Origin of the sequence: Pseudomonas sp. PDM01, assembly GCF_014852325.1 — a bacterium.
GTDB classification, from domain to species: domain Bacteria; phylum Pseudomonadota; class Gammaproteobacteria; order Pseudomonadales; family Pseudomonadaceae; genus Aquipseudomonas; species Aquipseudomonas migulae.
In genome coordinates this window covers 535,591-561,376 of the sequence record NZ_JACVBK010000001.1, presented here as the reverse complement: position 1 = coordinate 561,376, position 25,786 = coordinate 535,591, and the positions used below count along the sequence as shown (strand labels likewise).

At 60.2% G+C, this 25,786-nt stretch carries 21 protein-coding genes and 1 pseudogene; 16 read left to right on the top strand and 6 right to left on the bottom strand.

Annotation, left to right across the window (positions count from 1 at the left end):
- Positions 1-43 precede the first annotated feature (43 nt).
- A complete protein-coding gene (locus tag IB246_RS02645; RefSeq protein ID WP_008036659.1) occupies positions 44-1,477 on the top strand; it encodes a nucleobase:cation symporter-2 family protein in 1,434 nt (477 codons plus the stop codon).
- Between the two features lie 106 nt (positions 1,478-1,583).
- On the opposite strand, the gene IB246_RS02640 is transcribed toward IB246_RS02645, so the two are convergent.
- Positions 1,584-2,504: a carbon-nitrogen hydrolase family protein gene (locus IB246_RS02640; protein WP_008029947.1), complete on the bottom strand. Its 921-nt coding sequence runs from the start codon at positions 2,502-2,504 to the stop codon at positions 1,584-1,586.
- Between the two features lie 84 nt (positions 2,505-2,588).
- On the opposite strand from IB246_RS02640, the gene IB246_RS02635 reads away from it, so the two are divergent.
- Positions 2,589-3,497, top strand: coding sequence for a LysR family transcriptional regulator (locus IB246_RS02635; RefSeq protein ID WP_008036657.1), 909 nt, complete (start codon positions 2,589-2,591; stop codon positions 3,495-3,497).
- Between the two features lie 8 nt (positions 3,498-3,505).
- Here the strand turns inward: IB246_RS02635 and IB246_RS02630 are convergent, their stop codons facing one another.
- Positions 3,506-3,757, bottom strand: a complete 252-nt coding sequence (locus tag IB246_RS02630) for a hypothetical protein (RefSeq protein WP_007937833.1) — start codon at positions 3,755-3,757, stop codon at positions 3,506-3,508.
- Positions 3,758-3,922: 165 nt separating this feature from the next.
- Here IB246_RS02630 and IB246_RS02625 point away from each other — a divergent pair, with 165 nt between their 5' ends.
- Positions 3,923-4,240, top strand: coding sequence for a DUF883 family protein (locus tag IB246_RS02625; protein WP_008036654.1), 318 nt, complete (start codon positions 3,923-3,925; stop codon positions 4,238-4,240).
- A 139-nt stretch (positions 4,241-4,379) separates the two neighbouring features.
- On the opposite strand, the gene IB246_RS02620 is transcribed toward IB246_RS02625, so the two are convergent.
- Positions 4,380-5,420, bottom strand: coding sequence for an Ldh family oxidoreductase (locus IB246_RS02620; protein WP_008036652.1), 1,041 nt, complete (start codon positions 5,418-5,420; stop codon positions 4,380-4,382).
- A gap of 183 nt (positions 5,421-5,603) precedes the next feature.
- Here IB246_RS02620 and IB246_RS02615 point away from each other — a divergent pair.
- Positions 5,604-10,460: pseudogene (locus IB246_RS02615) on the top strand (dermonecrotic toxin domain-containing protein).
- Between the two features lie 97 nt (positions 10,461-10,557).
- Entirely contained in the window at positions 10,558-11,559 is a 1,002-nt protein-coding gene (locus IB246_RS02610; RefSeq protein WP_008036649.1) for a FecR family protein, read from the top strand.
- A gap of 55 nt (positions 11,560-11,614) precedes the next feature.
- Here IB246_RS02610 and IB246_RS02605 read toward each other — a convergent pair whose 3' ends face one another.
- Positions 11,615-13,963, bottom strand: coding sequence for an acylase (locus IB246_RS02605; protein ID WP_032832310.1), 2,349 nt, complete (start codon positions 13,961-13,963; stop codon positions 11,615-11,617).
- A gap of 313 nt (positions 13,964-14,276) precedes the next feature.
- Here IB246_RS02605 and IB246_RS02600 point away from each other — a divergent pair, with 313 nt between their 5' ends.
- Positions 14,277-14,648: a hypothetical protein gene (locus IB246_RS02600; RefSeq protein ID WP_008043684.1), complete on the top strand. Its 372-nt coding sequence runs from the start codon at positions 14,277-14,279 to the stop codon at positions 14,646-14,648.
- A 19-nt stretch (positions 14,649-14,667) separates the two neighbouring features.
- Here the strand turns inward: IB246_RS02600 and IB246_RS02595 are convergent, their stop codons facing one another.
- Positions 14,668-14,856: a hypothetical protein gene (locus IB246_RS02595; protein ID WP_008024801.1), complete on the bottom strand. Its 189-nt coding sequence runs from the start codon at positions 14,854-14,856 to the stop codon at positions 14,668-14,670.
- A gap of 182 nt (positions 14,857-15,038) precedes the next feature.
- On the opposite strand from IB246_RS02595, the gene IB246_RS02590 reads away from it, so the two are divergent.
- A complete protein-coding gene (locus IB246_RS02590; RefSeq protein WP_008024803.1) occupies positions 15,039-15,179 on the top strand; it encodes a hypothetical protein in 141 nt (46 codons plus the stop codon).
- A 6-nt stretch (positions 15,180-15,185) separates the two neighbouring features.
- On the opposite strand, the gene IB246_RS02585 is transcribed toward IB246_RS02590, so the two are convergent.
- On the bottom strand, positions 15,186-16,112 hold the full coding sequence (locus tag IB246_RS02585) for a LysR family transcriptional regulator (RefSeq protein ID WP_008043687.1): 927 nt from the start codon (positions 16,110-16,112) through the stop codon (positions 15,186-15,188).
- A 118-nt stretch (positions 16,113-16,230) separates the two neighbouring features.
- Here IB246_RS02585 and IB246_RS02580 point away from each other — a divergent pair, with 118 nt between their 5' ends.
- From IB246_RS02580 to IB246_RS02540, 9 genes are all read left to right on the top strand, one after another.
- Positions 16,231-17,226: an aldo/keto reductase gene (locus IB246_RS02580; protein WP_008043688.1), complete on the top strand. Its 996-nt coding sequence runs from the start codon at positions 16,231-16,233 to the stop codon at positions 17,224-17,226.
- Between the two features lie 179 nt (positions 17,227-17,405).
- A complete protein-coding gene (locus IB246_RS02575; protein WP_008043689.1) occupies positions 17,406-19,397 on the top strand; it encodes a methyl-accepting chemotaxis protein in 1,992 nt (663 codons plus the stop codon).
- A gap of 1,179 nt (positions 19,398-20,576) precedes the next feature.
- On the top strand, positions 20,577-21,026 hold the full coding sequence (locus IB246_RS02570) for a DUF411 domain-containing protein (protein WP_008036830.1): 450 nt from the start codon (positions 20,577-20,579) through the stop codon (positions 21,024-21,026).
- Entirely contained in the window at positions 21,026-21,460 is a 435-nt protein-coding gene (locus IB246_RS02565; protein WP_008036831.1) for a YqaA family protein, read from the top strand. The genes IB246_RS02570 and IB246_RS02565 overlap by 1 nt, the downstream gene beginning before the upstream one ends.
- 83 nt (positions 21,461-21,543) lie before the next feature.
- Positions 21,544-22,566, top strand: a complete 1,023-nt coding sequence (locus IB246_RS02560) for an alpha/beta fold hydrolase (RefSeq protein WP_192229989.1) — start codon at positions 21,544-21,546, stop codon at positions 22,564-22,566.
- Positions 22,567-22,579: 13 nt separating this feature from the next.
- Positions 22,580-23,533 (top strand): D-2-hydroxyacid dehydrogenase family protein, encoded by a 954-nt coding sequence (locus IB246_RS02555; RefSeq protein WP_008036836.1) that lies wholly within the window; start codon positions 22,580-22,582, stop codon positions 23,531-23,533.
- 394 nt (positions 23,534-23,927) lie between these two features.
- The gene (locus IB246_RS02550) at positions 23,928-24,458 is read left to right on the top strand and encodes a tetratricopeptide repeat protein (protein ID WP_008031136.1); all 531 of its coding nucleotides are present in this window, start codon (positions 23,928-23,930) and stop codon (positions 24,456-24,458) included.
- Between the two features lie 46 nt (positions 24,459-24,504).
- The gene (locus IB246_RS02545) at positions 24,505-25,002 is read left to right on the top strand and encodes an RNA polymerase sigma factor (protein ID WP_202949142.1); all 498 of its coding nucleotides are present in this window, start codon (positions 24,505-24,507) and stop codon (positions 25,000-25,002) included.
- A complete protein-coding gene (locus IB246_RS02540; RefSeq protein ID WP_008036838.1) occupies positions 24,999-25,766 on the top strand; it encodes an anti-sigma factor family protein in 768 nt (255 codons plus the stop codon). Before IB246_RS02545 ends, IB246_RS02540 begins: the two co-directional genes overlap by 4 nt.
- The last annotated feature ends 20 nt before the right edge of the window (positions 25,767-25,786 follow it).

Genomic DNA, 25,786 nt, shown 5'->3' with positions numbered 1-25,786 from the left:
CTCCATTTTCTGACCCGGCCCGCCTTTCGGCACGCAAACCACCATGACCGCCTCTGAAAAAGCCCCTGCCCCGCGCCACAACGACCTGATCTACGGCCTCGACGACCGCCCGCATCTGACCGCCACCGTCTTCGCCGCCCTGCAACACGTCCTCGCCAGCTTCGTCGGCATCATCACCCCGACCCTGATCATGGGCAGCGCCCTCGGCCTGCAAAGCGAAATCCCCTATCTGATCAGCATGGCGTTGTTTGTCTCGGGGCTGGGCACCTTCGTCCAGGCGCGCAAGTTCGGCCCGATCGGTTCCGGTTTGCTGTGTCTGCAAGGCACCAGTTTCTCGTTCATCAGTGTGATCCTCAGCGCCGGTTTCATGGTCAAGGCCCGCGGCGGCGGCACTGATGAGATCCTTTCGACAATCTTTGGCGTGTGCTTTTTCGCCGCGTTCATCGAAGTGGTGTTGAGCCAGTTCATCGGCAAATTGCGGATGCTGATCACGCCGGTGGTAACCGGGACGATCATCACGCTGATGGGGTTGTCGCTGATCAAAGTCGCCATGACCGATATCGCCGGCGGCTTCGGTGCGACGGATCTCGGCGCCGCCAGTCATCTGGCGTTGGCTGCGTTGGTGCTGGGCACCATCGTGGTGCTGAACCGTGTTGATGTGCCGTTCCTGCGCCTGGGCGCCATCGTGATCGGCCTGACCCTCGGTTATCTCGTGGCGTGGCTCATGGGCCACGTGGATTTCGGCAGCATGCCCGACGTACCGCTGATGAGCGTGCCGGTGCCGTTCAAGTACGGTTTCAACTTCGACTGGGTGGCGTTCGTGCCGGTGGCGGTGATTTTCCTCGTGTCGCCGCTGGAGGCTGCCGGTGACCTGACGGCCAACTCGATGATTTCCCGGCAGCCGGTCAAAGGCCCGATCTACATTCGCCGCATCAAATCCGGCCTGCTCGCCGACGGCCTCAACTCGGCCATGGCGGCAGTGTTCAACAGCATGCCGATGGTGACCTTCGCGCAGAACAACGGCGTGATTCAACTGACCGGCGTGGCCAGCCGCTACGTGGCGTTTTTCATTGCCGGCCTGCTGGTGGTGCTGGGGCTGTTCCCGATGATCGGCGCGGTGCTGCAACTGATGCCGAAACCGGTACTCGGCGGCGCTGAACTGGTGATGTTCGGCACCGTTGCAGTGGCCGGGATCAAGATCCTCGCCGAAGCCGGCCTGCATCGGCGCAACATGCTGATCGTGGCGATTTCCCTCGGCATGGGCCTGGGTGTGGCGGCCGTGCCGGAGGTGTTGCGCGAGTTGCCCAAGGCGCTGCATAACATCTTTGAATCGCCGATTACCGTCGGCGCGTTGTGCGCTATCGTGCTGAACATCTTCCTGCCTGAGGAATTCATCGAGCTGGAAGAAGACGATTTCGATCCGGAAGCCTCGATCCTCCAGGTCATGGAAAACCCGGATGTCCCGGCCAAAGGTTAACCCGCCACTCTGTAGGAGCCGGCTTGCCGGCGATGGCGGCCGTGAGACTTGCGTTGATTATTCGGCCGCCATCGCCAGCAAGCTGGCTCCTACAGGGGGTGGTGTGTCAGAGGAAGCGGACACCGGGTTTGGCCCGTTCATCCACGGTCAACTCAAACACATCCGGGCGCGCGTAGTGGCCGACGACGTCGTAGTCGTAACGTGCGCGGATCAGGTCGTCGGTGTCGATTTCGGCGGTGAGCAGGCCGCGCTCACCGCGCAGCGGCCCGGCCAGAATGTCGCCCATTGGGCCAACGATTACGCTGCCGCCGGCAATCAACGGTCGATCCGCCGGCCAGTTGGCTATCTCTACGCCCAGCGCTTGCGGCGAGTCCTGAACCTGACAGGCACTGACCACAAAGCAGCGCCCTTCGTGGGCGATGTGGCGCATGCTCACCTGCCACATCTCCCGCTCGTCCACCGTGGGTGCGCACCACACCTCCACACCTTTGGCGTACATGGCGGTGCGCAGCAGCGGCATCATGTTTTCCCAGCACACCACCGCGCCGATCCGCCCGACCTGGCTGTCGATCACCGGTAACGTCGAGCCATCACCCTTGCCCCAGATCAGCCGTTCGGTGCCCGTGGGCATGAGTTTTCGGTGTTTGGCGACCAGTCCGGCCTGCGGATCGAAATACAACGCGGTGCAATACAAAGTACTGCCGGCGCGTTCGATGACGCCAATCACCAGATTGGCCCCGGTGCGCGCCGACAACCCGGCCAGCGCTTCGGTTTCTACGCCCGGGACGTCGATGGCATTGGCGAAATACCGGGCAAATGCTTCTCGACCTTCCGGCAGGCGATAACCCAGTTGCGTGCCGAACCCCTCGCCTTTCGGGTAACCACCGAGCAACGCTTCGGGCATGACCACCAGCGCCGCGCCGGCTTCAAGGATGGCGTTTTCGTAAGAGAGGATTTGCTCCAGGGTCTCGGCCTTGCCGCCGGGCAGTGCGCCGATTTGCAGTGCAGCAACGATTGACTTGGGCATTGCAGTAACTCCATTCGAATCGGGTGTTGCTCATTCTCAGGCGCTACCGGATCATGAATAAAGCCCCGTTCGCTGCTGAATGATATGAACTCCATGAATATCGCCACCGTCGATCTCAACCTGCTCAAAGTCTTCGAAGCCTTGCATGAAGAGTCCAGCGCCAGCCGTGCAGCGTTGCGTCTGGGCGTCACGCAGTCGGCGGTCAGCGCGGCGTTGCGCCGACTGCGCGAGGTGTATGGCGATCAGTTGTTTGTGCGCACCGGCCGAGGCCTGGCGCCGACGCTCAAGGCCAATCAGTTGAAACCGGTGGTCAGCGACGCGCTGAACAAATGCCGACAAAGCCTGGCGATGGTCGATCCGGCCGCCCATCGATACGAAGGCCGCTCGGTCACGGTGGGCATGTCGGATGATTTCGAAATTGCCTACGGCCGCCGCTTGATCGAAGAGATCGACCGTTGCGCGCCGAAGTTACGGCTGATCTTCCGCCAGACCCACAGCCAGATCGTCGCCCACGCGTTGATGGAACGCAGCATCGACCTGGCGATCACGGCCGGCGGGTTTGCCGAACGGTTGCTGAGTCGTCAGGTATTGGGGGAAGGCGATTATCTGTGTCTGGTTGACCCGAAGAGTCTGGCCGCGGGACAGCAAACCATCGACCTTGAGGAGTTCGTCACCCGTGAACATATTCTGGTGTCATCGGGTGGTTTTATCGGGATCACCGACGAAGGGTTGGCCGCGTTGGGCCTGAGCCGGCGGGTATGCGCTTCGACCACGCATTTCGCAGCGTTACCGCATCTGCTCAAGGGCAGTCAGGCGGTGGCGACCATCCCGGCGCATGCCGCCCGAAGCATCGCCGCACTCAGCGGGTTGACGTTGCTGCCCTGCCCGTTGGCATTGCCGCGTTACCCGATCGAGCTGGGCTGGCGTACCAGCACGCAGCTCGATCCGGTGGTGTTGAAAGTGCGTGAGGCGATTGTCGCGATTTTTGCGTGAAGCCGGCCTTATTTGGCCGCCATCAACCGATTGACTTCACTGCGCACCATGTTGGCGAATTCCGGAGGCGACATGCCGTCGAGTTCGGAGCGAACCCACTCGGCCCATTTGCCTTTGCGCTTGGCGCGTTCGCCAAACAAGCGTGCGGCCTCGCCTTTGGCTTTGCCCAGGTTGTTCTGCCAGAGTTCGAACAGACGGGATTTCTCGTCTTCAAGCGCTGCGCGCTCGGCAAGGGGTTTGTCGGCCAGATTGAAGCTCATGGGGAGTTACCTGCTGCGTAAATAGGCGACATCTTACACTGTAGGAAGAAATGTCCTGCGCAGGATTTTTCTACTGGAGGGCCTGCGCAGGTAAAATCGCTGCAACTTTTTCAATCGCCGCAGACTCCATTGTTCACTGCCCACTCACCTGCAAGGAGTATCCCAATGGCTCGGAAAACCGCCGCACAAGCCGCCGAAGACCAAATCAAGGATCAAGCGTTCAGCGAGCTTCAGGCGCTGATCGAAGAGTCGGAAAAATTGCTGAAAAGCAGTGCCTCGCTGGTCGGTGAGGAAGCGGACACGCTCCGTGGGCAAATCGCCCAGAAACTCCAGCAGGCGCGGGACTCGGTAACCCGCGTTCGTGACCGGACCCTGCCTGCGGTCGAAGCGACAGAAACCTATATCGGTGTTCATCCGTGGCAAACCGTGGCGATTTCCGCCGGTTTCGGTTTGGTTGTCGGGTTGTTGCTGGGCCGTCGTTAAGCCCGCAATAACACGTATTGAAATACGGTCACTGTAGGAGCCGGCTTGCCGGCGATAGCGGTCGATCAGCCAACATCTATATCGGCTGATCCGCCGCCATCGCCGGCAAGCCGGCTCCTACAAAGTCCGTGTTTTGACGCTAGATTCCGGCTAGTTCGCGCAGATTCGCCAGCGTATCCGCATCCAGCTGAATACCATCAGCGTTGGACTTGGCGCGCTGATGATGGCGGCGATCACCCGGCAACCGTTTGAGCCCCACACCGTGCATCTGCCGCACCAGTTCCTGGCTGCGCTCGGCAAAACTCTGCCCGGCGGCCTTGCTCGGATCGATCACGATCAACAGTTGTCCGGTCCATGGCGTCTTGGCACCAGGGTGGTTTTTCCAGTCGAATTCGAAGGAGAAATTGCCGCCGGTCAACGCCGCCGCCAACAGCTCCACCATCATCGACAACGCCGAACCTTTGTGCCCGCCAAACGGCAGCAACGCCCCACCCTCCAGAATCGCTTTCGGGTCCTGGGTCGGCTGACCGAGGCCGTCCACGCCCATGCCCGCGGGCAAGCGCTCACCCTTGCGTGCGGCGATCTGCACATCGCCATGGGCGATGGCGCTGGTGGCCAGGTCGAAGACAATCGGATCACCGTCCGCGCGCGGAGCGGCGAAGGCAATCGGGTTGGTACCGAACAGCGGGCGATCGGCACCGTGCGGCACCACGCAGGTCATGCTGTTGACCACGCTCAACGCCACCAGCCCTTCATAGGCGAACGGCTCGACGTCCGGCCACAACGCCGCGAAGTGATGGGAATTGCGAATCGCCAACACTGCGATCCCGGCGCTGCGGGCCTTCTCTACCAGCAAGGCGCGTGCGGCGGCGAGCGCCGGTTGGGCGAAGCCATTGCCGGCGTCGACCCGGACAAAACCCGACGCCACGTCTTCAACCACCGGCACGGCCAGGCCATTGACCCAGCCGCTTTTCAGCGTTGATACGTAACCGGGAATGCGGAACACGCCATGACTGTGGGCGCCATCACGTTCGGCACCGGCGCAGTTGAGGGCCAGTGCCCTGGCGACTTCGGCGGAGGTGCCGTGACGAACGAAAATGCGTTCGAGCAAAAGGACGAGAGAATCAAAATCCAGGGTTGAGTTGGCCGAACTGACTGCCATTTCAGGCGAAGCGGTCATCTGAAGCTCCAGTGTTATTTTTAGAGGCGGGCGACAGGTCGATTAAGCGCTTTTTTACCGGCTTCCTGTCAAGTCTCTCGCGCAAGCAATATGTACCGCACCCCGCCTTTTCCCGCCCCCTATTGTTGCCCCTCGACCCAACGATCTGCGCTGAACACCGCCGCAGTCCATCGAGGAAATATCATGACGACACCTGCACTGCCGTATTTTTTTGACGAAGCCCTGTCTGCATCCACTGCCGGGCAACCCGGCGAACGGGAAACCGCGCTGGGCTTTACCCTGGACGATCTGGACTGGCTGAACACGGTTTACAAGCCGACCCAGGCAGCCCGCAAAGCCCATGAAAAACCGATGCAGGCCTTCCAACTGCTGCTGTCTTTGCCCGCAAAGGCCGGCATTCCATTGGCCGGTGCCTTTGCCATGAGCCGGCCCAATAATGGCGCGGTCACGCTCTTCACACCGTGCAAAGGCCTGGTCAAATTCGCGGGCATGGCCGACCTCATAAGCAAACTCAAAGAATGGTTGGCGCAGGCCACTGAAAAAAGTGAGCTGTTGCGCTTCCACTCCATCGAACAACGCCTGCCCTTGGCCGCCGCCGCTGCACTCGATATTTCCACTCAGGAAATCGAAGGCACGGTATTCGAAGACCAGGAACTCACGCTCAAGCAACAGCAGGAACAAAACCTCAAGGCGATGGCGGACGAGTTGGTCAAGATGCCCACCTTGCAATCAATGCTGGACGAGGTCCTCAAGCACGCGTTGTCCAAGCCATTCCCCAAACTGGACCAGCGTCTGACGCGGCTGAACAGTTTTGTCAGTACGGGTTCTGCGTTTGATCAACGTGGAACGCCCCATGGGATTGCAACGATGTCACTGAGCGAGGCCCTCCTGCATTTTTACCTGACGAATCAGTGGCCGACGGGGGCCTCCAGGGTGTTTACCCATCCCGAGCACGCCACCGGCAGCAATGCCGACAACCAGACCTGGGAAAGCGCGGTAAAAAAAATCGCGCAAGGTTTTACGCCTCACCTGCACAGCCTGCTCGAGACCTTCTGGGACTCGCTCATGAGCAATGGCTTGTCGCGCCGGGCTTTTTTCACCGAGGGCCTGCAAGACACTTTTCACGCAAGGTTGTTAAACCAGCACCAGCAGGGCACTTTGACGACAGAGCAATACCTGCGACTGATGAATGTCAGCCTCCCCCCGGCCACGGTCGATCCCCTTCGCATCGAAAAAGTGCGGTTCACCGCCCCCTTCAAACAATTCGCAGAGCTTGCCTCGACCTTGATGATCGGCGGCGCGAACACGCTGGGTTTCCTGTACAGCCCGTCCCGCGGCATCGAGGCCACAAGCAACCTGCCAGCAGTGAAAAAAATCGCCCTGCAAATGCTCAACAGCGCAGAGCATGAAGACACGCTGCTCAAGTTCATGTCATTGAACGAACGCTGCACGTTTCTTGGACTGGTACTGAACGATCGGGTGATCGTCGGTGAACCCATCGTCGGCCCGGTGTTTGCAAGCGTGATGACTGACATCATTGATAAACAACGGCAAAACCTCAGCCATGCCTTGAGCCGTTACCGTGAAAGCGAAGGCACGCTGGACCCTCACGCCTTGCTCGACAATGCCCTGGACGTCCGGGCATTGATCGATCCCCGCTTGCTGCTGCCTGAAGCCGTGGGACGCTGGAGCACTCGACCGGACCATGGCGTGAATGCGCGGCCGGCCACCGTGCGCGCCGAGTCGGCCAAACAGGAGCTGTCGCTGCTGAGCTCGGTCGAACAGGCGCTTGATCAAGTCCTTGAAAACCACCCGGTCATTCCCACAACAACCCGCACGTTCGCCGCGGCGTAAAGCCTCGTCAGTTCATCATTGGCAGGTTTGAAATCGAGTTTTACCCACACACTGTCAACGGCACTGCGCAGTGAATTGAAGCTTCGCGCCGTCTCACGCACCCTGGGTGCGGCGGAACAGGCGATCATCAAAACCGTGCTCGATACGCCTACAAGCGCGGACCGAGCGGCATTGAACGGCTTTTTACCGGAGGTCTTTTCCCTGGCTTTGAAGGCCGGCACCGCGGCAACCCCACTGAAACTGGCCAGCTGTTTTGTCCTGACTGAACGGGGCGGCCTGGATCCGCTGCACTCGGGCAAGGCCATTCTGTGGACGCCGGCACTGGGATTTGAAGCCTTCAAGGCACTGACGCCGCTAAAGGAAGAGCTCGAACGACGCCTTAAAGACAAGAATCATCGTTCCATGCTTCTGGAAAATCTTGGCCGTAGCGAGCGATTGCCAGACAGGGCCTACACACTGGCGCCGCTGCAACAGGTCCATGGGCATTTTCTCGACAATGTGCAAAGGCCCTTTGTTGATCTGGACCAGAGCTCCATTACCCGCGCGCTGACCACCCCGCTCTCCCCCGCGCCGCTGGCCAGTCTGCTGAACCTGGTGGCCCTGCGTGAGCCGATGACCGGGCTAAGTCGCGCGAGCGACATTGCCCAGTCCCTGATCACCCAGCAAAAACTGCCGGCCTGGCTGGCCAAGGCGCCGATCAAAGACTTGATCCTGCATGGCGAATTGCTTCAGCAATATCTGCACAACGTCAAAGACGATCAGGACTACCTAACCGGCATCCGCTCATTGCAGCGCACCGCCCACCATGAACTGGAAAAACAACTCAAGGCCGACACGTTCAACATTGATCCGGACAAGGTCCAGGTCGAGATCAGCGCCAGCCCCTGGTCCGCGTCCAGCAAACAGACCCTGACCGATTTTGCGCTGGCTCACCTCAAGGACCTGGACACCGTCTTGCTCAAACTGACGTCGCTGGACACCACGGTCATTCCGGAGGGCATGGACGAACGCTACATCAAAGACCTGATACGCAACCTGAAACCGGGTGAACATCAGCAGAAAATACTCAGCGCGGCCCTTGCCGACACCGTGGCGAACGCGGATCGCCGGCAGCGTTTTTACACGCAACTGCCCTGGCAACTGATGCACCACGCTCACACGGAAAAACTGCAGGAACGCCTGAGCGAAACCGGGTTCGATCTGATCCGCCAGGTCATGGACATGCCAGACACCATCGCCCGTGCAGCCGTCGATGGCGCCCACGCGATCATCCGGCCCCTGGAGTTCCTCGGTGTCAGGATCGGACAAACCGTCAAAGTGCCAGGCGTCTACCTGATCGGCTCATCGGCCGATAGCACGGCGCCGCAGGTGCTTGTCGCCCCTCACAGTCCACGGCACGGGATCAAGGAATACCAAAGCGAAACCCAGCTGCTGGCAGAACTGAAGACGCGTGGCGCACTGCTCGACTGGGTGCTCATGAACCTGCCGCAACCTGAGCGGATCTTGCTCGAAACCCGAATGGCAACGCGCAGCAACCGGGCTACAAGAGCCGCACCTGTGGCAACGGACAATACCGATGCCGACGTCAAGCTGGCGTCCAACCCGATCAAGGGGCACCTGTTCGGGCACTTGTTCCATGAAAATGCCGCGTTGTTGGGCCGGTTGCTCGGTTGTCAGTCCGATAACCAAAAGCAGAGTGCATGGGCAACCATCAAACATGTTCTGGGCGAGGACCTGCACGAGGCGTATTCATTTTTCATGGGCAAGCTCGCCTACCCCGTCACGGTGTACCACAGCTACCTTGACATCAAACAATCCGCCGAAGACCTGCAAACGCACAAATGGGGTGCGGCCCTCAGAGAATTCATCAGCGGCATTGCTCAACTCGCTTCGTTGCGCCAATCGCTGGACACTCACGCACCGCCGACTTCCACGCCAGCCGAACCGCCACCGGAAAAAACCGATGCCCGCTGCAAATGGCAGGACATCAAGGTGACCGCCCCCGAGCGCACAGGCTTGAAGCGTCATGAAAGCCTCCACATCGACCTGGATTCGCTCAAGCCCGACTCAACGCCCGGGCTCTACGCGCACCCGACGACCAAACAACTTTACGGGCCGGTGGAAGGCAAAGTGTTTCCGGTGACCAAACGCGGCACCCACTGGCGTATTGCCGACTCAAAGGCGCTTGGCCCTTACCTACGGCAAAACGAATCGAAACAATGGGTGCTCGACCGGGATGCACCGAAGCCGCAGTTCGGCCTTCTCCGTCGGCTGGATACTCTGGCAGCGGCTTGGGAGGGCATGAACATCGACGCCCATGGAATGCGACAGATACGACGTTTTTACCCGCACAAGGCTCGGCAGATCGACCAGGCGCTTGACCAGGCAACGAGCTATGCCTGGAACAGCTTTCGAAACCTGCAGTTGCTGAAGAACACCAACGACACGGACACCCCCGTGCATCAACTCATCAAGCGTTTCATTGAAGTGCCTGAGGTGTTGCCGGAGCATGTCGAGAAACTGGAAAAAGTCGTGGGCGACATGTTTACCGCGTTGTTGGACCCTACGCTCAGAAAGGCCAGGTCCGATCGTTTTGTCGTCGGCCGGGTAAACGCTGGCGCCGACAGTACATTCGGCCTCACCATCCCGAATGACACCGAGAAGAAAATCTATCTGGCAGAAAAATTCTTCGATCCCGGTTTCGAGCATTACCGCCAATATCTTACCGACACGGCCTTCCCGATCCACACGCATGCCCGGGCGATAACGCTCCTGCATGAGCTTTCACACCTTGTTTGTAATACCGAGGACATTTCCTACCTTGACCCTGGCAGACCTTTCACCGACCTGATCGGCACGGCCAGCGCGACCGCCACTGATCTCAAGAATGCATTGACCGATGCTCAGGACACCGCACTGTCGATCAAGACACCTTACACACAATTGTTCATGACCCAGGATGCCGACACCGGCGTGTGGGAAGACCCGGGAAGTACGACTTATGAAAACACTGACCGGGTAAAAGCCCAACTTTTGACGTTGACCGGTGCAGAAAACCTGAGCGGTGCTCGCGAGACCTTCAAAAGGAACTCACTGACCCGGCTGGCGGTACAACTTGGAAATGCCGACAGCGTGGCCTGGTTAATCAGTCATCTCGGCCGCGAGTTACACGTCAATACACCTTGAGTCCAGAAAATAAACAGCCGTTTGATGGGTAAATGCCATGACGGCTGTTCTCGCAGACTGCCCTCAAGGTTAGAATGCAGGAAATCAGGATGAGTCAATGACCGACACCCCTCTCTCGCAAGCCCAATATGACGCCATCACCGATGCCGCTGCGCACTGGTGCATGCGTTTGCACGCCACCGACTGCACGGCTGAGGAACGGCAAGCATTCGAACAGTGGCTTGACGCTGATCCACTGCATGCGTTCGAGTACGAGGCCATGCTGGAGATTTGGGATGTCGCGGGAGATTTGCCTCGTCCCGAAGCCGTCATGCCCGTCGCTCGCCTCCAACCCACAACGCCTTGGCGCACGTTCGGCATCGCTGCCGCCGTGTGTGCCCTGGCGTTGCCGCTGGCGGCTTTTAGCGGGTGGAGCCTGGGCTGGATTCCCAACTCGTACCAGCATTTCGAAGCCAGCAATACGGTCCGCCAGGTCACATTGAGCGATGGCAGCCAGGTCGAACTGAACCTTGGCACCGAGCTGACTTACAGCAATTACAAGGATCAGCGTCGCGTCAGCCTGGAAAAAGGCGAAGCTTTCTTCAGAGTCAGCCACGACGCAAACCACCCGTTTATCGTTCGGGCGGCGGAAGGCAGAATCCGGGTCACCGGCACCCAGTTCAATGTCTGGATGTACGAGGATCAGGTGCGCGTCAACCTGATCGAAGGTTCGGTTCTGGTCAGTAGCAACAATGACCTGCCAGGTGATGGCCTGCGGCTTGAGCCATCGATGCAGGCGCGCTACAAACACGGCGACTTCACGCCGCAAATCAGCCAGACCTACGCCAACGACAGCTCGCTGGCCTGGCGTCACGGCAAACTGGTGCTCGATAACCTGGCGTTGTCCGAAGCCCTGCCATTGATCAATCGCTACCTGAACACCCCGGTGATGGTCGCCGACAGCAGCACCGGCTCAATCCGCCTCGGTGGCATCTACAACATCAAGGAACTCAACAGCCTTGTGGCGACGCTGCCCAAGGTATTGCCGGTCTACCTGACCCGCAACAAGGACGGCAATCCGGTTCTCAACTCCATGCCGCAGCAACCGCCTAAAAGCTGAAGGCCGCAACCCTTGCGGGGTGCGGCCTTCTTTCTGAACGCAAACACTGTTCGATTTACTGTTTGGCCACCTTCGCGGCTTTTTCATCCTGCTCGCGAATTGTCTGTGCCTGGTATTGCGGGTCCGAAGTGATCTGCTGTTCGGTGAACGGCAACACACTCAACTGTTTCTTCGAGAAGGCCAACGTCTGGTCATTGGCGTGCTTTGAGGCCGGGTCGCTGGACAACGAAAACGCCAACAGCCCTTTGGCCTGCGGTCCCTTGTCGTCGAACGTCACCACTTGCAAATAGCTGGTGCCACTGACCACTTCGCGTTTGCCGTCGGTTCTCGGCACGCTCTGAATCGCGTTATACACGCCCAGGGTGCCCGGTCCGCCGTGAATCGGCGTCTGCTGGCCACCGCTGCTGACCACCTGGATATCGCCCCAGCGGCTGTCCGTCTTGAGCCCCGATGTGTTGACCGATTCCACCGACGCCAGCATCGCCTCGCGCACAGCCTTGGCAACTTCCGCCCGCTCGACCGCCAGGCCGCGAGGCGTGTGTTGCGGGTCTTTCGGATCAAACACCACACGCCAGACATCGGGCGCTTCCTGCAGCGCATCCATGACATTCTGAAAATGTACAAACCCCACGCCGCTGTCCAGATTCGCGCTGCGGTCCCAGGCCTTCAGACTGGCACACAGCGGTGTGAGCGTCGGCGCATCGGCACCCAGGTCTTCAGCGCAGAATTTCAACAAATCAGGCATCACTTGAGTCGCCTGGTACACCTGATCGTCCATCACCATCTGTTGCAGATCGGTCGCGGCAATCGGGCCAGTCTTGTTCAGTGTGGCCAGGCGATCCAGGGCAAAACGTGAGCGCAGGCCCAACGGCTGGCTGTCCTGGCTGATCAGTGGCGAGAAACCGGTGAGCGGTTGTGCCGGGTTGGCCATCCACGCCGAATCGTTGGAGTGCTGCACAAAGTCCTTGCGCAACAGCTGCGGTAATGTGTCCGAGGCATAAATGCCTTTTTGCGCCGCCGCCGGGTCGATGTCCCAGGCACAGGCGCTGTTGGAACCGTCGAGCACGATCATCTGCAACCCGGCCCGTGGATCGCTGCACGCGGCCAGTTTGTCGACACTGACGTTCGGCACCACCGACAGGTTCATGTACAGCGTCTGCCCCTGATCGTCCGCCGCCAGGGTGTTGACCCACGGGATGCCCTGGATCTTGTGAACCGATGCCTGCAATTCCTTGAGGCTGACCGCACGATTCATCGCGTACCACTGCTGCAACACCCGGTCGTTATCGAGGTTGGCATCGCGCAGGCTGTAGGCGAACTGGTTATCCCAGTCCAGTTTTCCCGGCCATTGCACGATCGGGCCGAATTGCGAGCTGTAGATCACGCGAGAGACCGTCCGGGTCTGCCCGTCAGGCTGTTTCACCTTCACGGTCACGGTCTGCTGCTTCATCGGCAGCGACTTGCCGTCGAGCAAATAGCGGGTCGAGTCCTTCGGATCGAGTTGCAGGCGATACAGGGTGAAATGCTTGGACGAGTCCACGGTGTGGGTCCAGGCCAGGTGTTGATTGAAGCCGATGTTGATCATCGGCAAACCGGGCAGCGCGGCGCCCATCACATCAAGTTTACCGGGGATGGTCAGGTGCATCTGATAGAAGCGCATCCCGCCGACCCACGGAAAATGCGGATTGGCCAACAACATGCCACGGCCATTGAAGGAGCGTTCACTGCCCACCGCGACTGCGTTGCTGCCGCGATCCAGCGCGAAGCGTTGAATGCGCGCAGTGGCTAGCTGGAACTGCGCCGAGGCCTGCGTATTCTGCGCGACCGCTTTGGGTGGCGTGGCACCGGCCAGCGCTTCGGCAAACTGCCCGACGCCGCCTTCGACCAACAGGCGCCGCGTCAACTTGACCAGGTCCTGCGCGGTGATGTCCCGCACCCATTCGCCCTGGCATTGCTGCGGCAAACCTTGAGCGCGACGTTCCGCCAGCGAGCGGTTGTAACCGGCCACATATCCTTCAACGAGGTCGCGGACTTCCGGCGTCTGCGCCTGCCAGAACGCAGCGACCGCTTGCGGCGTATTCAACCAGTTGAAAAACACGTCGCTGACCTGATTTTCGCGCTCCTCGACCGTGAACTGCTCCGGGCCGAAATAACGTGAACGCTCGCCGTTCACCGTGGTGATCTCATTGGCCAGCAGGCACAGATTGTCCTGCGCGTACGCGTAGCCGATGCCGTAGCCGAGGCCACGTTCGTTGTCGGCACGAATATGCGGCACGCCGAAGCTGGTCCGGCGGATATCGGCCGTCGCCGAAGCATCCGGCTGGCTGCGCGCGTGTGCCGCAAGACTCAAGCCCACCAACACGGCGGCAAGGCTCAATCGGGTTAACTGCCTGGTAATAATCACACTCGCTCCTGATCCAAATGCACGCAAATAGCCCTTGTAGGAGCGAGGCTTGCCCGCGAAGAAGGAGTCCTGGCCAACATAAGTGTTGACTGATCCCCCCTCTTCGCGGGCAAGCCTCGCTCCTACAGGAACGAAATCCATGACAAAAATTTAGGCCGCCGGAGGGCGTTTCTGCGGGGGTTTACAAGCTTCTGACGTGATGGCAACAAAATTTCTACATCTGATCCTTCATGATTTGGGTGGCTCGTACGTCTTATTGAGTAAGAGCACCCAACACATCTTTCCGGTTCAGGCTCTGAAAAGGAGATATTGCATGTACAACTCGCAACTGCCAACGGACGGTAGCGCTGCGCCAATGGGCACTTCCATGGGCTCGGGCCTGTTCAATCCGCGTACTGAACGACACAGCAACGAACGGATCCGGGTACTGCTCAAGAGCTTCGGCCTGCGCACCAGCCTGATCCGCCTGAAAGTCATCGACGCCTTGCTGACCGCCGCCGAAAGCGATCGCAGTCTGGGTGTGCGCGGCGTCCACAGTCACCTGCTGGACCTGGATATTCCGCTGTCCTTTCTCAGTGTGCGCGAAGTGTTGAAACGCTTGTGCAGCGAAGGCGTGATCACCCTGAACCCGGACAAAAGCTACAGCTTGCACCCGCAGGCGTTCGCCGCATTGCACGGCGAATAACCTGCCCGTGGTGCGTCGCTCAGGGCTTGACCTTGCGACGCATCACGCCATTGATCACCACCACGATCACCGCCACGCCAATAGCGATGTACTGGAACAGTTTTTCGCTGATGACCCCGGCATTCTGCAAATACGAAAGGCCAAACATGATTCCCAGCACCACCAGGGAGATCAGAATCGAGTATTTCAAACGTTGCGACTGGGTCATTGCCCTTTTCCTTAAACAAAAAGCTAAAACGTAAGGCGAACCTGAAAATGTATCGGGTTTGTATCCGAATGCATGCCAAGCCACTACCGTTTTCCGGGGATGGGGCGCTGCAAACGGGGTCTCATGTTACAGCCGATGAAGCCTTTTGGCTGCATAGCGGCGATAACCATGAGGATTTTGAAATGTTCCGTCGAATCACACTGCTGATTCCCCTGCTGGCCATACTTTCCCTGAGCGGCTGCATTATTTTCCCCCACGGCGGATGGCACGGCGGCCACCATTACGACGGCCGTGGCGGACCGGGTTACTACCAACACCGTTAGGATTTTTCAGCGGCCTGAATGCTCTTTGACAAAGCCATTTCCCGGCTGCGCGCAAAGCTCAACCATCCAGTCGACAAACACCCGTACCCGCCGCGACAGCTGACGGTGAGGAGGATAGAGCGCCGCCAACGGCATCCCCGGTGGCGGCACCTCCCTCAGCACCTCGACCAGATTGCCCTCCTTCAATTGCCTGGCTACGTGATAGTACGGGGTCTGGACCAATCCATACCCCGCCTCACACGCCGCCAGATAACCGTCGGCACTGTTGACCGCCACATGTTTGGACAGATTGATCGGTTGTATCTGGCCATCGACCACAAACTCCAGCCCGAAACGTTTGCCGCTGTGACTGGAAACGTACTCCACCATTTCATGCCCCTCCAGATCGGCCAGGCACTGCGGCGTCCCGTGGCGTTGCAGATAACCGGGGCTGGCGCAGGTGACCTGATCCAGCATGACCAGCGGCCGCGCCACTAGAGAGTCGTCCAGTGACGAGCCGCCCCGGAGCACGCAATCGACGCCCTCGCGAATCAGGTCCACCGGCCGGTCATTCAAACCGATTTCCAGCTCGATCAAGGGATAACGGGCCGTGAACTGCGGCAAGGCCGGGATCACGATCAGGCGCCCCACCCCTGCGGGCATGTCCACGCGCAACAAACCCTTGGGGTTGTGACGCGCGGCGGAGAACACCGCTTCGGTTTCCTCCAGATCCGCCAGCAAACGCACGCAACGCGGGTAGTAGGCCGCGCCGTCGAGCGTCAGGCTGATCTGCCGCGTGGTGCGTTGCAGCAACTGCACGCCCAGATGCGCCTCCAGCTGTTTGATCAGAATGGTCACCGAGGCGCGGGGCAATTGCAGGCTGTCTGCCGCTTTGGCAAAGCCTCCCAGCTCGACGATCCGGGTGAATACGCGCATGGCGTTGAATCGATCCATTGTGCAGTCGTACCGGCTGATTATTTAGAAATTACTAATAGTGATAGCAGTTTTAGCTGGTTTATCTGGATTCTGTCGAGGTTAACAATGGGATCCACATTCACAGGGAGCTGATTTCATGCAAACACGTCAATTGGGTAAAAACGGTCCGCAGGTCAGCGCGATCGGTCTGGGCTGCATGGGCATGACCGATTTCTACACCACCGGCACGGACACCCGGGAAGCCACGGCCACCCTGCATCGCGCGCTGGAGCTGGGCATCAACCTGCTCGACACCGCCGACATGTACGGCCCGCACACCAACGAAGAACTGATCGGCAAAGCCATCGCCGGCAAGCGTGATCAAGTGTTCCTGGCGAGCAAGTTCGGCATCGTCCGCGATCCGGCGAACCCGACCGCCCGAGGGGTCGACGGACGCCCGGAATACATACGCGCCTCTATCGATGGCACCCTCAAGCGGCTCGGCGTCGAAACCCTCGACTTGTACTACCAGCACCGCATCGACCCGCAAGTGGCCATCGAGGAAACCGTCGGCGCCATGGCCGAACTGGTCAAGGCCGGCAAGGTGCGTTACCTGGGCTTGAGCGAAGCCTCGGCCACAACGCTGGAGCGGGCGCACCAGGTTCATCCGATCAGCGCGCTGCAAAGCGAGTATTCGTTATGGAGCCGGGATCAGGAAGACAACGGCTGCCTGGCCGCGTGCCAGCGACTGGGCATTGCCTTTGTCCCTTACAGCCCGCTGGGTCGGGGCTTTCTGACGGGCGCACTGAAAAGCCCGGACGATTTTGCGGCGGACGACTACCGTCGGTTCAGCCCGCGTTTTCAGGGTGACAACTTCGCGAAAAACCTGCTGCTGGTGCGGCAAGTGCAGGACCTGGCGGCGGAAAAAGGCGTGACGGCGGGTCAACTCGCGTTGGCGTGGGTGCTGGCCCAGGGTGATTACGTGATCCCGATCCCCGGGACCAAACAGCGTAAATACCTGGAAGAAAACGTGGCAGCGCTGGAAATCAAACTTGGCCGCGAAGAGTTGCACGCGCTGGAAGCGATCTTCCCGGCGAATGCCACCGCCGGCTTGCGTTACCCGGAAGAAATCCTGAAGTTGCTCGACCGTTAACCTGCGTCCGGCCCGTTCAATTGCCTGAACGGGCCGGCGCAATCCCGCCGTCCGTCACCTCCCTCCGTTCTTGTACGATCGTACCTAAAGCTCAACTTGAGCCAGCCGATAGCCCTTTGAAGCGTCCAGTTTCATACCGATACCCACAATAAGATCGCTGCTCAAAAGGACCCGGCCCCATGCCCGCATTCCGCACTATTCAGGCTCGCTACACGCTGTTTCTGGTCCTGTTCATTCTGCTGCTGTCCATTCTCACCGTGGTTGGCATCAGCCAACTGGTCGCGCCAAAGCTGCGCCACACCGAAGAACAAGTCGCGCTCAATCGCATCGCCGAAGTCGCCGAACAAATCCAGGGCGAACTGAGTAAGGTTCAGGCGCAACAGCGCAGCATCACCCAGACCATCCCCCTGCTCGACAGCGCCGCCATCGACACGGTCCTGCCGGGCCTGGTCGATCAGTACGGCGAACTGAAAGTCTTCGGTGGCGGTATCTGGCCCCTGCCCGGCCAGCGTGAAGCAGGACGCAACAAGTTCAGCACGTTCTGGCATCGCGATGCCTCGGGCAAACTGGCGGTCAATACCTTCTGGAACAGCGACGCCGCGCCTAACTATTACGACCAGAGCTGGTACAAGGGCGGCATGCAAACCCCGCGCGGGCAATGCGCCTGGGCAGCGGCCTATAAAGATGACGCCAGCGCCGAGCCGCGCACCAACTGCGCCATGGCGATCCAGAAAAACGGCGCTGCCTACGGCGTCTCGACCATCGACGTGACCCTGGGCTTCTTCAACGACCTGGTGGCGCGCAAGGAAAAAGACCTCGGTGCCGAAATGCTCATCGTCGAGGCCGACGGCAAGATCATCAGCAACAGCTCGCGCATCAGCGGACCGATCGTACTGAAGAACATCAGCGAACTGGCCGGCAACTCACCTTTCGCCAGCCAAGTGAAGGCCGGCTTGCAAAACCGTGATCAGGCGCAGCGCGTCGAGTTCGACAACAAGGGCGAGGCCAGCACCTTCTTCATGCGCCCTATCGAAGGCACGCCGTGGTTCCTCGCCACCGCCCTGCCGACCAAGATGATCACCGCCCAGCGCGACGACGTGCTCAGCACGCTGAGCCTGCTGCAAATCCCGATGGTGATCCTGCTGGTGCTGTTGCAAATCTATGCGATCCGCCAACTGATCCAGCGCATGAAAGCCCTGAAGGCCAATATCGACGCGCTGTCCGCCGGTGACGCCGACCTGACCAAACGCATCACCATTCGTGCCGAAGACGAGCTGGGCGCCATTGGCCACTCGGTCAACGCGTTCATCGCTTACCTGCAAAACATGATCGGCGAAGTCACCCAGGCCACAGGCGCCATGGCCTCCAGCCTCGACAACCTGCAACGCACCTCTGCGCATACCAGCCAGATTCTGGTGCGCCACGCTTCGGAAACCGATCAGACCGTCACCGCCATAACCGAAATGAGCTCGACCGCCGAAAGCGTGGCGCAGAACGCAGCTGAAACCGCCGCTTTCACTCAACGCGCCAACGAAAACGCCGACCGTTCGCGGGTCGTGGTGGGTGAAGCGTCCAGCAGTGTGATTGCGTTGATCGACGAAGTGGCCAGCGCCACCCATAAAGTCGAAAGCATGCAGCAAGACGCCCAGCGCATCACCGAAATCCTCGGGGTGATCGGCGCCATCGCCGGCCAGACCAACCTGCTGGCCCTTAACGCGGCCATTGAAGCGGCACGTGCCGGTGAGCAAGGTCGCGGTTTTGCGGTGGTGGCCGACGAAGTCCGCGCCCTCGCCGCCCGCACCCAGGCCAGCACCTCGGAAATCAACGAGATGCTCACGCGCCTGACCCAAGGCGTCAGTTCGTCGGTCAGCGCCATGGAAAACACCCAGGCCAGCTGCCAGTCAGCGGCCGATGCCACGGCGCGGGTCAACACCGGGCTGGACGAAATGGCCGGTTCCGTCAGCCATATCAACAGCCTCAGCACTCAGATCGCCACGGCCGCCGAACAGCAAAGTGCGGTGACGGAGGAGATCAACCGCAGCATGGTGCAGATCCGCCACATGGTGGATGAACTGGTGAAAAGCGGTCAGGCCAGTGAGCTCAATACCCGGCAGTTGCTGGAAGCCAACTCACGCGTCAGCGCGATCATGGGACGGTTCAAAGTCCGCTGATTGGCTGTAAGGCTTTTGTGTGCATATCCATTGTTTTGGTGATGGCTGATATGGGTTTCGCCCTTACGGCGAGTCACTTGGAAGAGCCCCAAGTAACCAAGGGCTCTTGCCCCTTTCGTTCGGTGCCTCGCTAAGGCTCGGCATGCCCTCGCTCCGGTCCTGCTCCGTGGGCCCGCCGCCATCGGCCATCCATGGCCGGGGGCGGCTAACCCGGCATCCATGCCGGGTTACCCACTACGCAGAACCTGCACTCGGCCTCTCGAGGGGGCGCTCAGATCAAAAGCGGAAGGCGAGCTAACGCTCGACCTGATGAGTGGTGAGAAGCAAAAGCAAACGCGATTCCCTGTAGGAGCGAGGCTTGCCCGCGAAAAACGACCGGACAACGCGTTCATTCAGACAGCACGCGTTATCGTTGACGTCCATCGCCAGCAAGCTGGCTCCTACAAGGGAAATGCACATACGTTTGGATAAATACGATCAACTGTAGGAGCCGGCTTGCCGGCGATGGCATCCGTCCAGTCAACCAATATGCTGGATGCCCCACTGCTATCGCCAGCAAGCTGGCTCCTACAAGGGAAATGCAAATGCGTTTGGATAAATACGATCAACTGTAGGAGCCGGCTTGCTGCGGGCGGCGTTCCGACGATGGCATCCGTCCAGTCAACAAATATGCTGGATGACCCACCGCCATCGCCAGCAAGCCGGCTCCTACAAGGATTGGCGTTTGCTTTTGATCTTCACCACTCATCAGGCCGAGCGTTAGCTCGCCTTCCGCTTTTGATCTTGAGGTGCACGCCCCCTCGAGAGGCCGAGCGCAGGTTCTGCGCAGTGGGCAACCCGGCATGGATGCCGGGTTAGCCGCGCACGGCCAGGGATGGCCGATCGCGGCGGGCCCACGGAGCAGGACCGGAGCGAGGGCATGCCGAGTCACAGCGAGGCACCGAACGAAAGGGGCAAAAGCGCTTTGGTTACTTTCGCGCTTTTCGAAAGTGACTCGCCGTAAGGGCGAAACCCATATCCGCCATCACCAAACCAATGGATATGTACACCAACCAAACCCCGTGCAACCCAGAATCCCCCACAACCCCAGCATTAATTCGAAACAATCTCGTCGCTCTTAACCGGCTAAAGTAGTCAAAATGCCTCTTTTTTGACCGCCATCCGAGTCGAGATCCCTCCATGCGAACCCATCTGCGTCTGGTCGCCCTGAGCGCCCTGTTCATTTCGTCCCTGGCCCAGGCCGCCGACCTCATCCCCATCGAGGTCCACCGCGACGCCAACTGCGGCTGCTGCAAAAAGTGGATCAGCCACCTGGAGGCCAATGGCTTCAAGGTCGAGGATCACGTCGAAGCCAACATGAGCGAATTCAAGCAACAGCACGGCGTGCCGCCACGTCTGGCGTCCTGCCACACCGGTTTGATCAATGGCAAATTCGTCGAAGGCCATGTCCCGGCCGATCAGGTGCTGGCCTTGACCAAGCGTGACGATCTATTGGGCGTGGCCGCGCCCGGCATGCCGATGGGTTCGCCCGGCATGGAAATGGACGGCATGAGCGACGCCTATCAGGTGATCGGCCTGAAAAAGGACGGCGCTGACGTGGTGGTGGCGGACTACCCCGCCGCCCATTGATGTCTGCGGCGTACATCGGGCTGTTTTTCGCCGCATTCGGTGCGGCGACCCTGCTGCCGTTGCAGTCCGAAGCGGTCCTGGTGGGGCTGCTGCTCAGCGAGCAGTACTGGCTCTGGTCGCTGCTGGCAATTGCCACGCTGGGCAACGTGCTCGGCTCGCTGCTGAACTGGTGGTTGGGTCGCGGTATCGAGCGGTTTCGCGAGCGGCGCTGGTTTCCGGTCAGCCCACGCCATCTGGACAAGGCCCGCATTCATTATCAGCGCTACGGTCATTGGTCGTTGCTGTTGAGTTGGGTGCCTGTCATCGGTGATCCCCTGACGCTGGTCGCCGGCGTCATGCGCGAACCGCTGGGGCGCTTCCTGCTGATCGTGACGCTCGCCAAAGGCGCCCGTTACGGCGTGCTGGCCCTGGCGACTCTGGGCTGGATCGGTTGAACCATCACCCGCCGCGATTGCCTGTGCTTAATGCCGCCCTAATCATGCCGATCCAGCATCGCCGATTTCCTCTGGAGTTCCCCATGCCCCTCGCACGCTCCCGCTGGCTTCCGAGCCTGCTGCTGACCGCCGCACTGCCGGCCATCGCGGCCGAAGGCCCGGAATATGGCCCCGAACTGCAAGGCTTCGAATACCCCTATACGCTCAAGCACTTCGCCTTTGAATCCCAGGGCCAGTCCCTGCAAATGGGCTACATGGACGTCGCCGCGCACGGCAAGGCCAACGGGCGCAGCATCGTGCTGATGCATGGCAAGAATTTCTGCGGCGCAACCTGGGACACGTCGATCAAGGCCTTGAGCGACGCCGGTTACCGGGTCATCGCGCCGGACCAGATCGGTTTCTGCACCTCCAGCAAACCGGACAATTATCAGTACAGCTTCCAGCAACTGGCGGCCAACACCCAACAACTGCTCAAAGCCCTCGGCATCCAGAAAGCCAGCCTGCTCGGGCACTCCACGGGCGGCATGCTCGCCACCCGCTATGCGCTGCAATATCCCGAGCAGGTCGAACAACTGGCGATGGTCAACCCAATCGGTCTGGAGGACTGGAAAGCCCTCGGCGTGCCCTATCGCACGGTGGATCAATGGTACGAGCGTGAGCTCAAGGTAACGGCGCAAGGCATTCACGACTATCAGCGCAACACTTATTACGACGGCCGCTGGAAACCCGAATTCGACCGCTGGGTAGACATGTACGCGGGCATGGCCAAAGGCCCGGGCAAAACCCGGGTGGCGTGGAACTCGGCACTGATTTACGACATGATCTTCACCCAGCCGGTGTACTACGAATTCAAGGACCTGAAGGTGCCGACGCTGTTGCTGATCGGCACTGCTGATTCCACGGCCATCAACAAGGACATCGCCTCCCCCGAGGTCAAAGCGAAAATCGGTCACTACGACGTACTCGGCAAACAGGTGGCGAAACTGATTCCTCACTCGACGCTGGTCGAATTCCCCGGCATGGGCCACGCGCCGCAAATGGAAGAACCGGCAAAATTCCACCAGGCCCTGCTCGCCTGGCTGAACAATTCCAACCCCGTTCATTGATGAGGTAAGGCGGATGGCTGTGCAGATTGCGGTACTCGATGACTGGCAGGATGTGGCGCGGCAGGTGGTTGACTGGTCGGCGCTGGACGCCATCGGCCAGGTGAGTTTCATCCATGACTACCCGGCGGATAACGAAACGCTGGCAGCACGGCTGGCCGGGTTTGAAGTGATCTGCGTAATGCGCGAGCGCACCCGTTTCGATGAAGACCTGCTGCGTCGGCTACCGACCCTCAAACTGCTGGTCACCGGCGGCATGCGCAACGCGGCCCTCGACTTGAAAGCCGCTGCTGCGCTCGGTATTCAGGTCAGCGGCACCGACAGTTACAAACACGCCGCGCCGGAACTGACCTGGGCCCTGATCATGGCCGCCACCCGCAACCTGGTTGTGGAAGCCAACGCTCTGCGTGCAGGTAAATGGCAACAAGGGCTGGGGGGCGACCTGCACGGCAAGACCTTGGCGATTCTCGGTTTGGGCAGCATTGGCCAGCGAGTCGCCCAGTTCGGCCAGGTGTTCGGCATGCGGGTAATCGCCTGGAGCGAAAACCTCACAGCCGAACGCGCCGCCGAAGTGGGCGTGACCTACGTCAGCAAGCAGGCGTTGTTCGAACAGGCCGACGTGTTGTCGGTGCATCTGGTGCTCAGCGACCGCAGCCGCGGCTTGGTCGACGCGCAAGCGCTGGACTGGATGAAACCCACCGCACTGCTGGTCAACACGGCTCGCGGGCCGATTGTCGATGAGGCGGCGCTGATCAAGGCGCTGCAAAAACGTCGCCTGGCCGGTGCGGCACTGGACGTGTTCGAGCAGGAACCCTTGCCCGCTCATCACCCGTTCAGGACCCTGGAGAATGTGCTGGCGACGCCGCATGTCGGGTACGTCAGCCAGCAGAATTACCATCAGTTCTTTTCGCAAATGATCGAGGACATTCAGGCCTGGTCAGCTGGAGAGCCGATCCGGTTGCTCAGCTGAGACCCGGTCATCGTTCATCGCCGGCTTGCCGGCGATTGCTCGCACCACAGATCTAACTGGCCTTCACCGCGACAAACGCCGCCGTCACATAAAGCACCGTCACCACGTCCTTGCCCCGCAATTCGGGCTCAGCGGCGATCAGCACGCGAATTTGCCCATCCACCTTCGCCCTTCCTGCACTGATAAAGCCGCGACAAAACGGGTGGACACCCAGATCGACCACGGACCTGTGTGCGCGTGCCTCGAAAAGACCGCCAGAAAGAAATGAATAATTGTTCACCCTGCGGTGTTCATGACAGCGAAGACTCATCATTTCGGCCTGCGGGATAACACCTTGCGTGCATGCTGCCGGGGCGTGGTTGAACTGAAACGAATAAACCAGTGGAGATCATCCATGAATACCCGTCTTACTGTTTTTACCGTTCAGCTACTGCTCGCCTTTGCGTTGTCCGCTACCCTTGCATTGGCCAATGGTGACGATGACGCACCGGCCAGGCCCAACTGCCCGAAAGGTCAGGTCTTCGACTCCAGGTCGCAAAAATGCGTGAGGCAGACCAGCGGCGAGGTATCCGATGCCGACCGCACCGATTACGCCTATCGGCTGGCAAAGGACGGTCGCTACGAGGAAGCCCTGGCACTGCTCGACACGCTGAAAGAACCCGACACCGCCAAGGCGCTCAACTATCGCGGCTACGCTACGCGTAAACTGGGGCGCACCGACGAGGGCATCGGTTACTACCTGCAATCGGTCAAACTCGACCCGCAATACGCGCAAGTCCGCGAGTACCTCGGCGAAGCGTATGTGATCAAGGGTCGGCTGGATCTCGCCCAGGAGCAGTTGCAGCAGATAAAATCGATCTGCGGCAGCACCTGCGAAGAATACCGGGACCTGGCTGAAGCCATTAACGATTCATCGAAAACCTGACAGGACGGAGGTCGCCATCGCCAGCGATCAGGCAATACGGGCAGAGCTGGGCCAGCACCTGGCGCGGTTATGGCGCTACGGCCTGCTGCTGTCCCGGCAGCGGCATGTCGCCGAAGACCTGGTGCAGGCCACCTGCGTGCGGGCGCTGGAGTGTGCCGGGCAATTTGTCCCCGGCAGCCGCCTGGACCGCTGGCTGCTGAGCATTCTGCATTCGATCTGGCTCAACGAAGTGCGCTCGCGCCGGGTGCGTCAGGGCCAAGGGCTGGTGGATGCCGACAACGCCTTGTCGTTCGACGGTGAATACGCCGCGCAAACTCACGTGCTCGCCACGCAGGTGATTCGGCGCGTCGATGCGCTACCTGAAGCGCAACGCGAAACGGTATTTCTGGCCTACGTGGAGGGCCTGTCCTATCGCGAAGTCGCCGAAGTCCTGGACGTGCCCATCGGCACGGTCATGAGCCGCCTGGCCGCGGCGCGGGCGAAACTGGCCGAGTACCCGCCCTTGCACGCGGTGTCGAACCCTTCCACAGGAGAACGTCGATGAACGATCACACGATGCCTACGGACGAGCAACTGGTGGCCTACCTCGACGACCAACTCGATAGCGATCAGCGCAGCCGCATCGACGCAGTCATCGCCGAAGACTCGATGCTCAACCTGCGCCTTCAATGGCTGGCCCGCAGCAGCCTGCCGTTCAAGGCCGCCTACGACGAACTGGCGCAACAGGCGCCCGTGGACCGCCTGCAAGCGATGCTCGACACCTTGCCCTCGCCTGCCCGGCCGGCGATAAATCGGCGCCGGTTCCTCGCGGCGGCAGCCGGCCTGGTGTTGAGCGGCGTGCTCGCGGACCGGTTGTTCCTTGGCTGGCAGGCGAGCCAGCACAAATCCAGCTGGCGAGGGCTGGTGGCGGACTACATGTCGATGTACGTGCCGCAAACCCTGGAACACTTGCCCAGCGACGAAGCCACTCAACGCGCGCAATTGCACACCATCGACGCACGCCTGGGGCTGCGCCTTTTGCCGGCTCAACTGAGCCTGCCACGCGTTGAGCTCAAACGCGCACAAATCCTCGAATACGACGGCATGCCCATCGCCCAGATTACGTATCTGGACCCGGCGCACGGTCCCATGGCGTTGTGCGTCACCCGCTCAAACAGCGGCAGTCGCCACTTCGCCCACGAGCGTCGGCACGGAATGAACGTGGTGTATTGGGCGGACATGGAACATGCGTGGATGCTGATCGGGCACAACCCGGCGTCGGAGCTGGAGGAAATGGCGAAGGTGTTGCGCAGTCGGCTAAGCGCGTGACCTGTCGAAGCCGGCTTGCT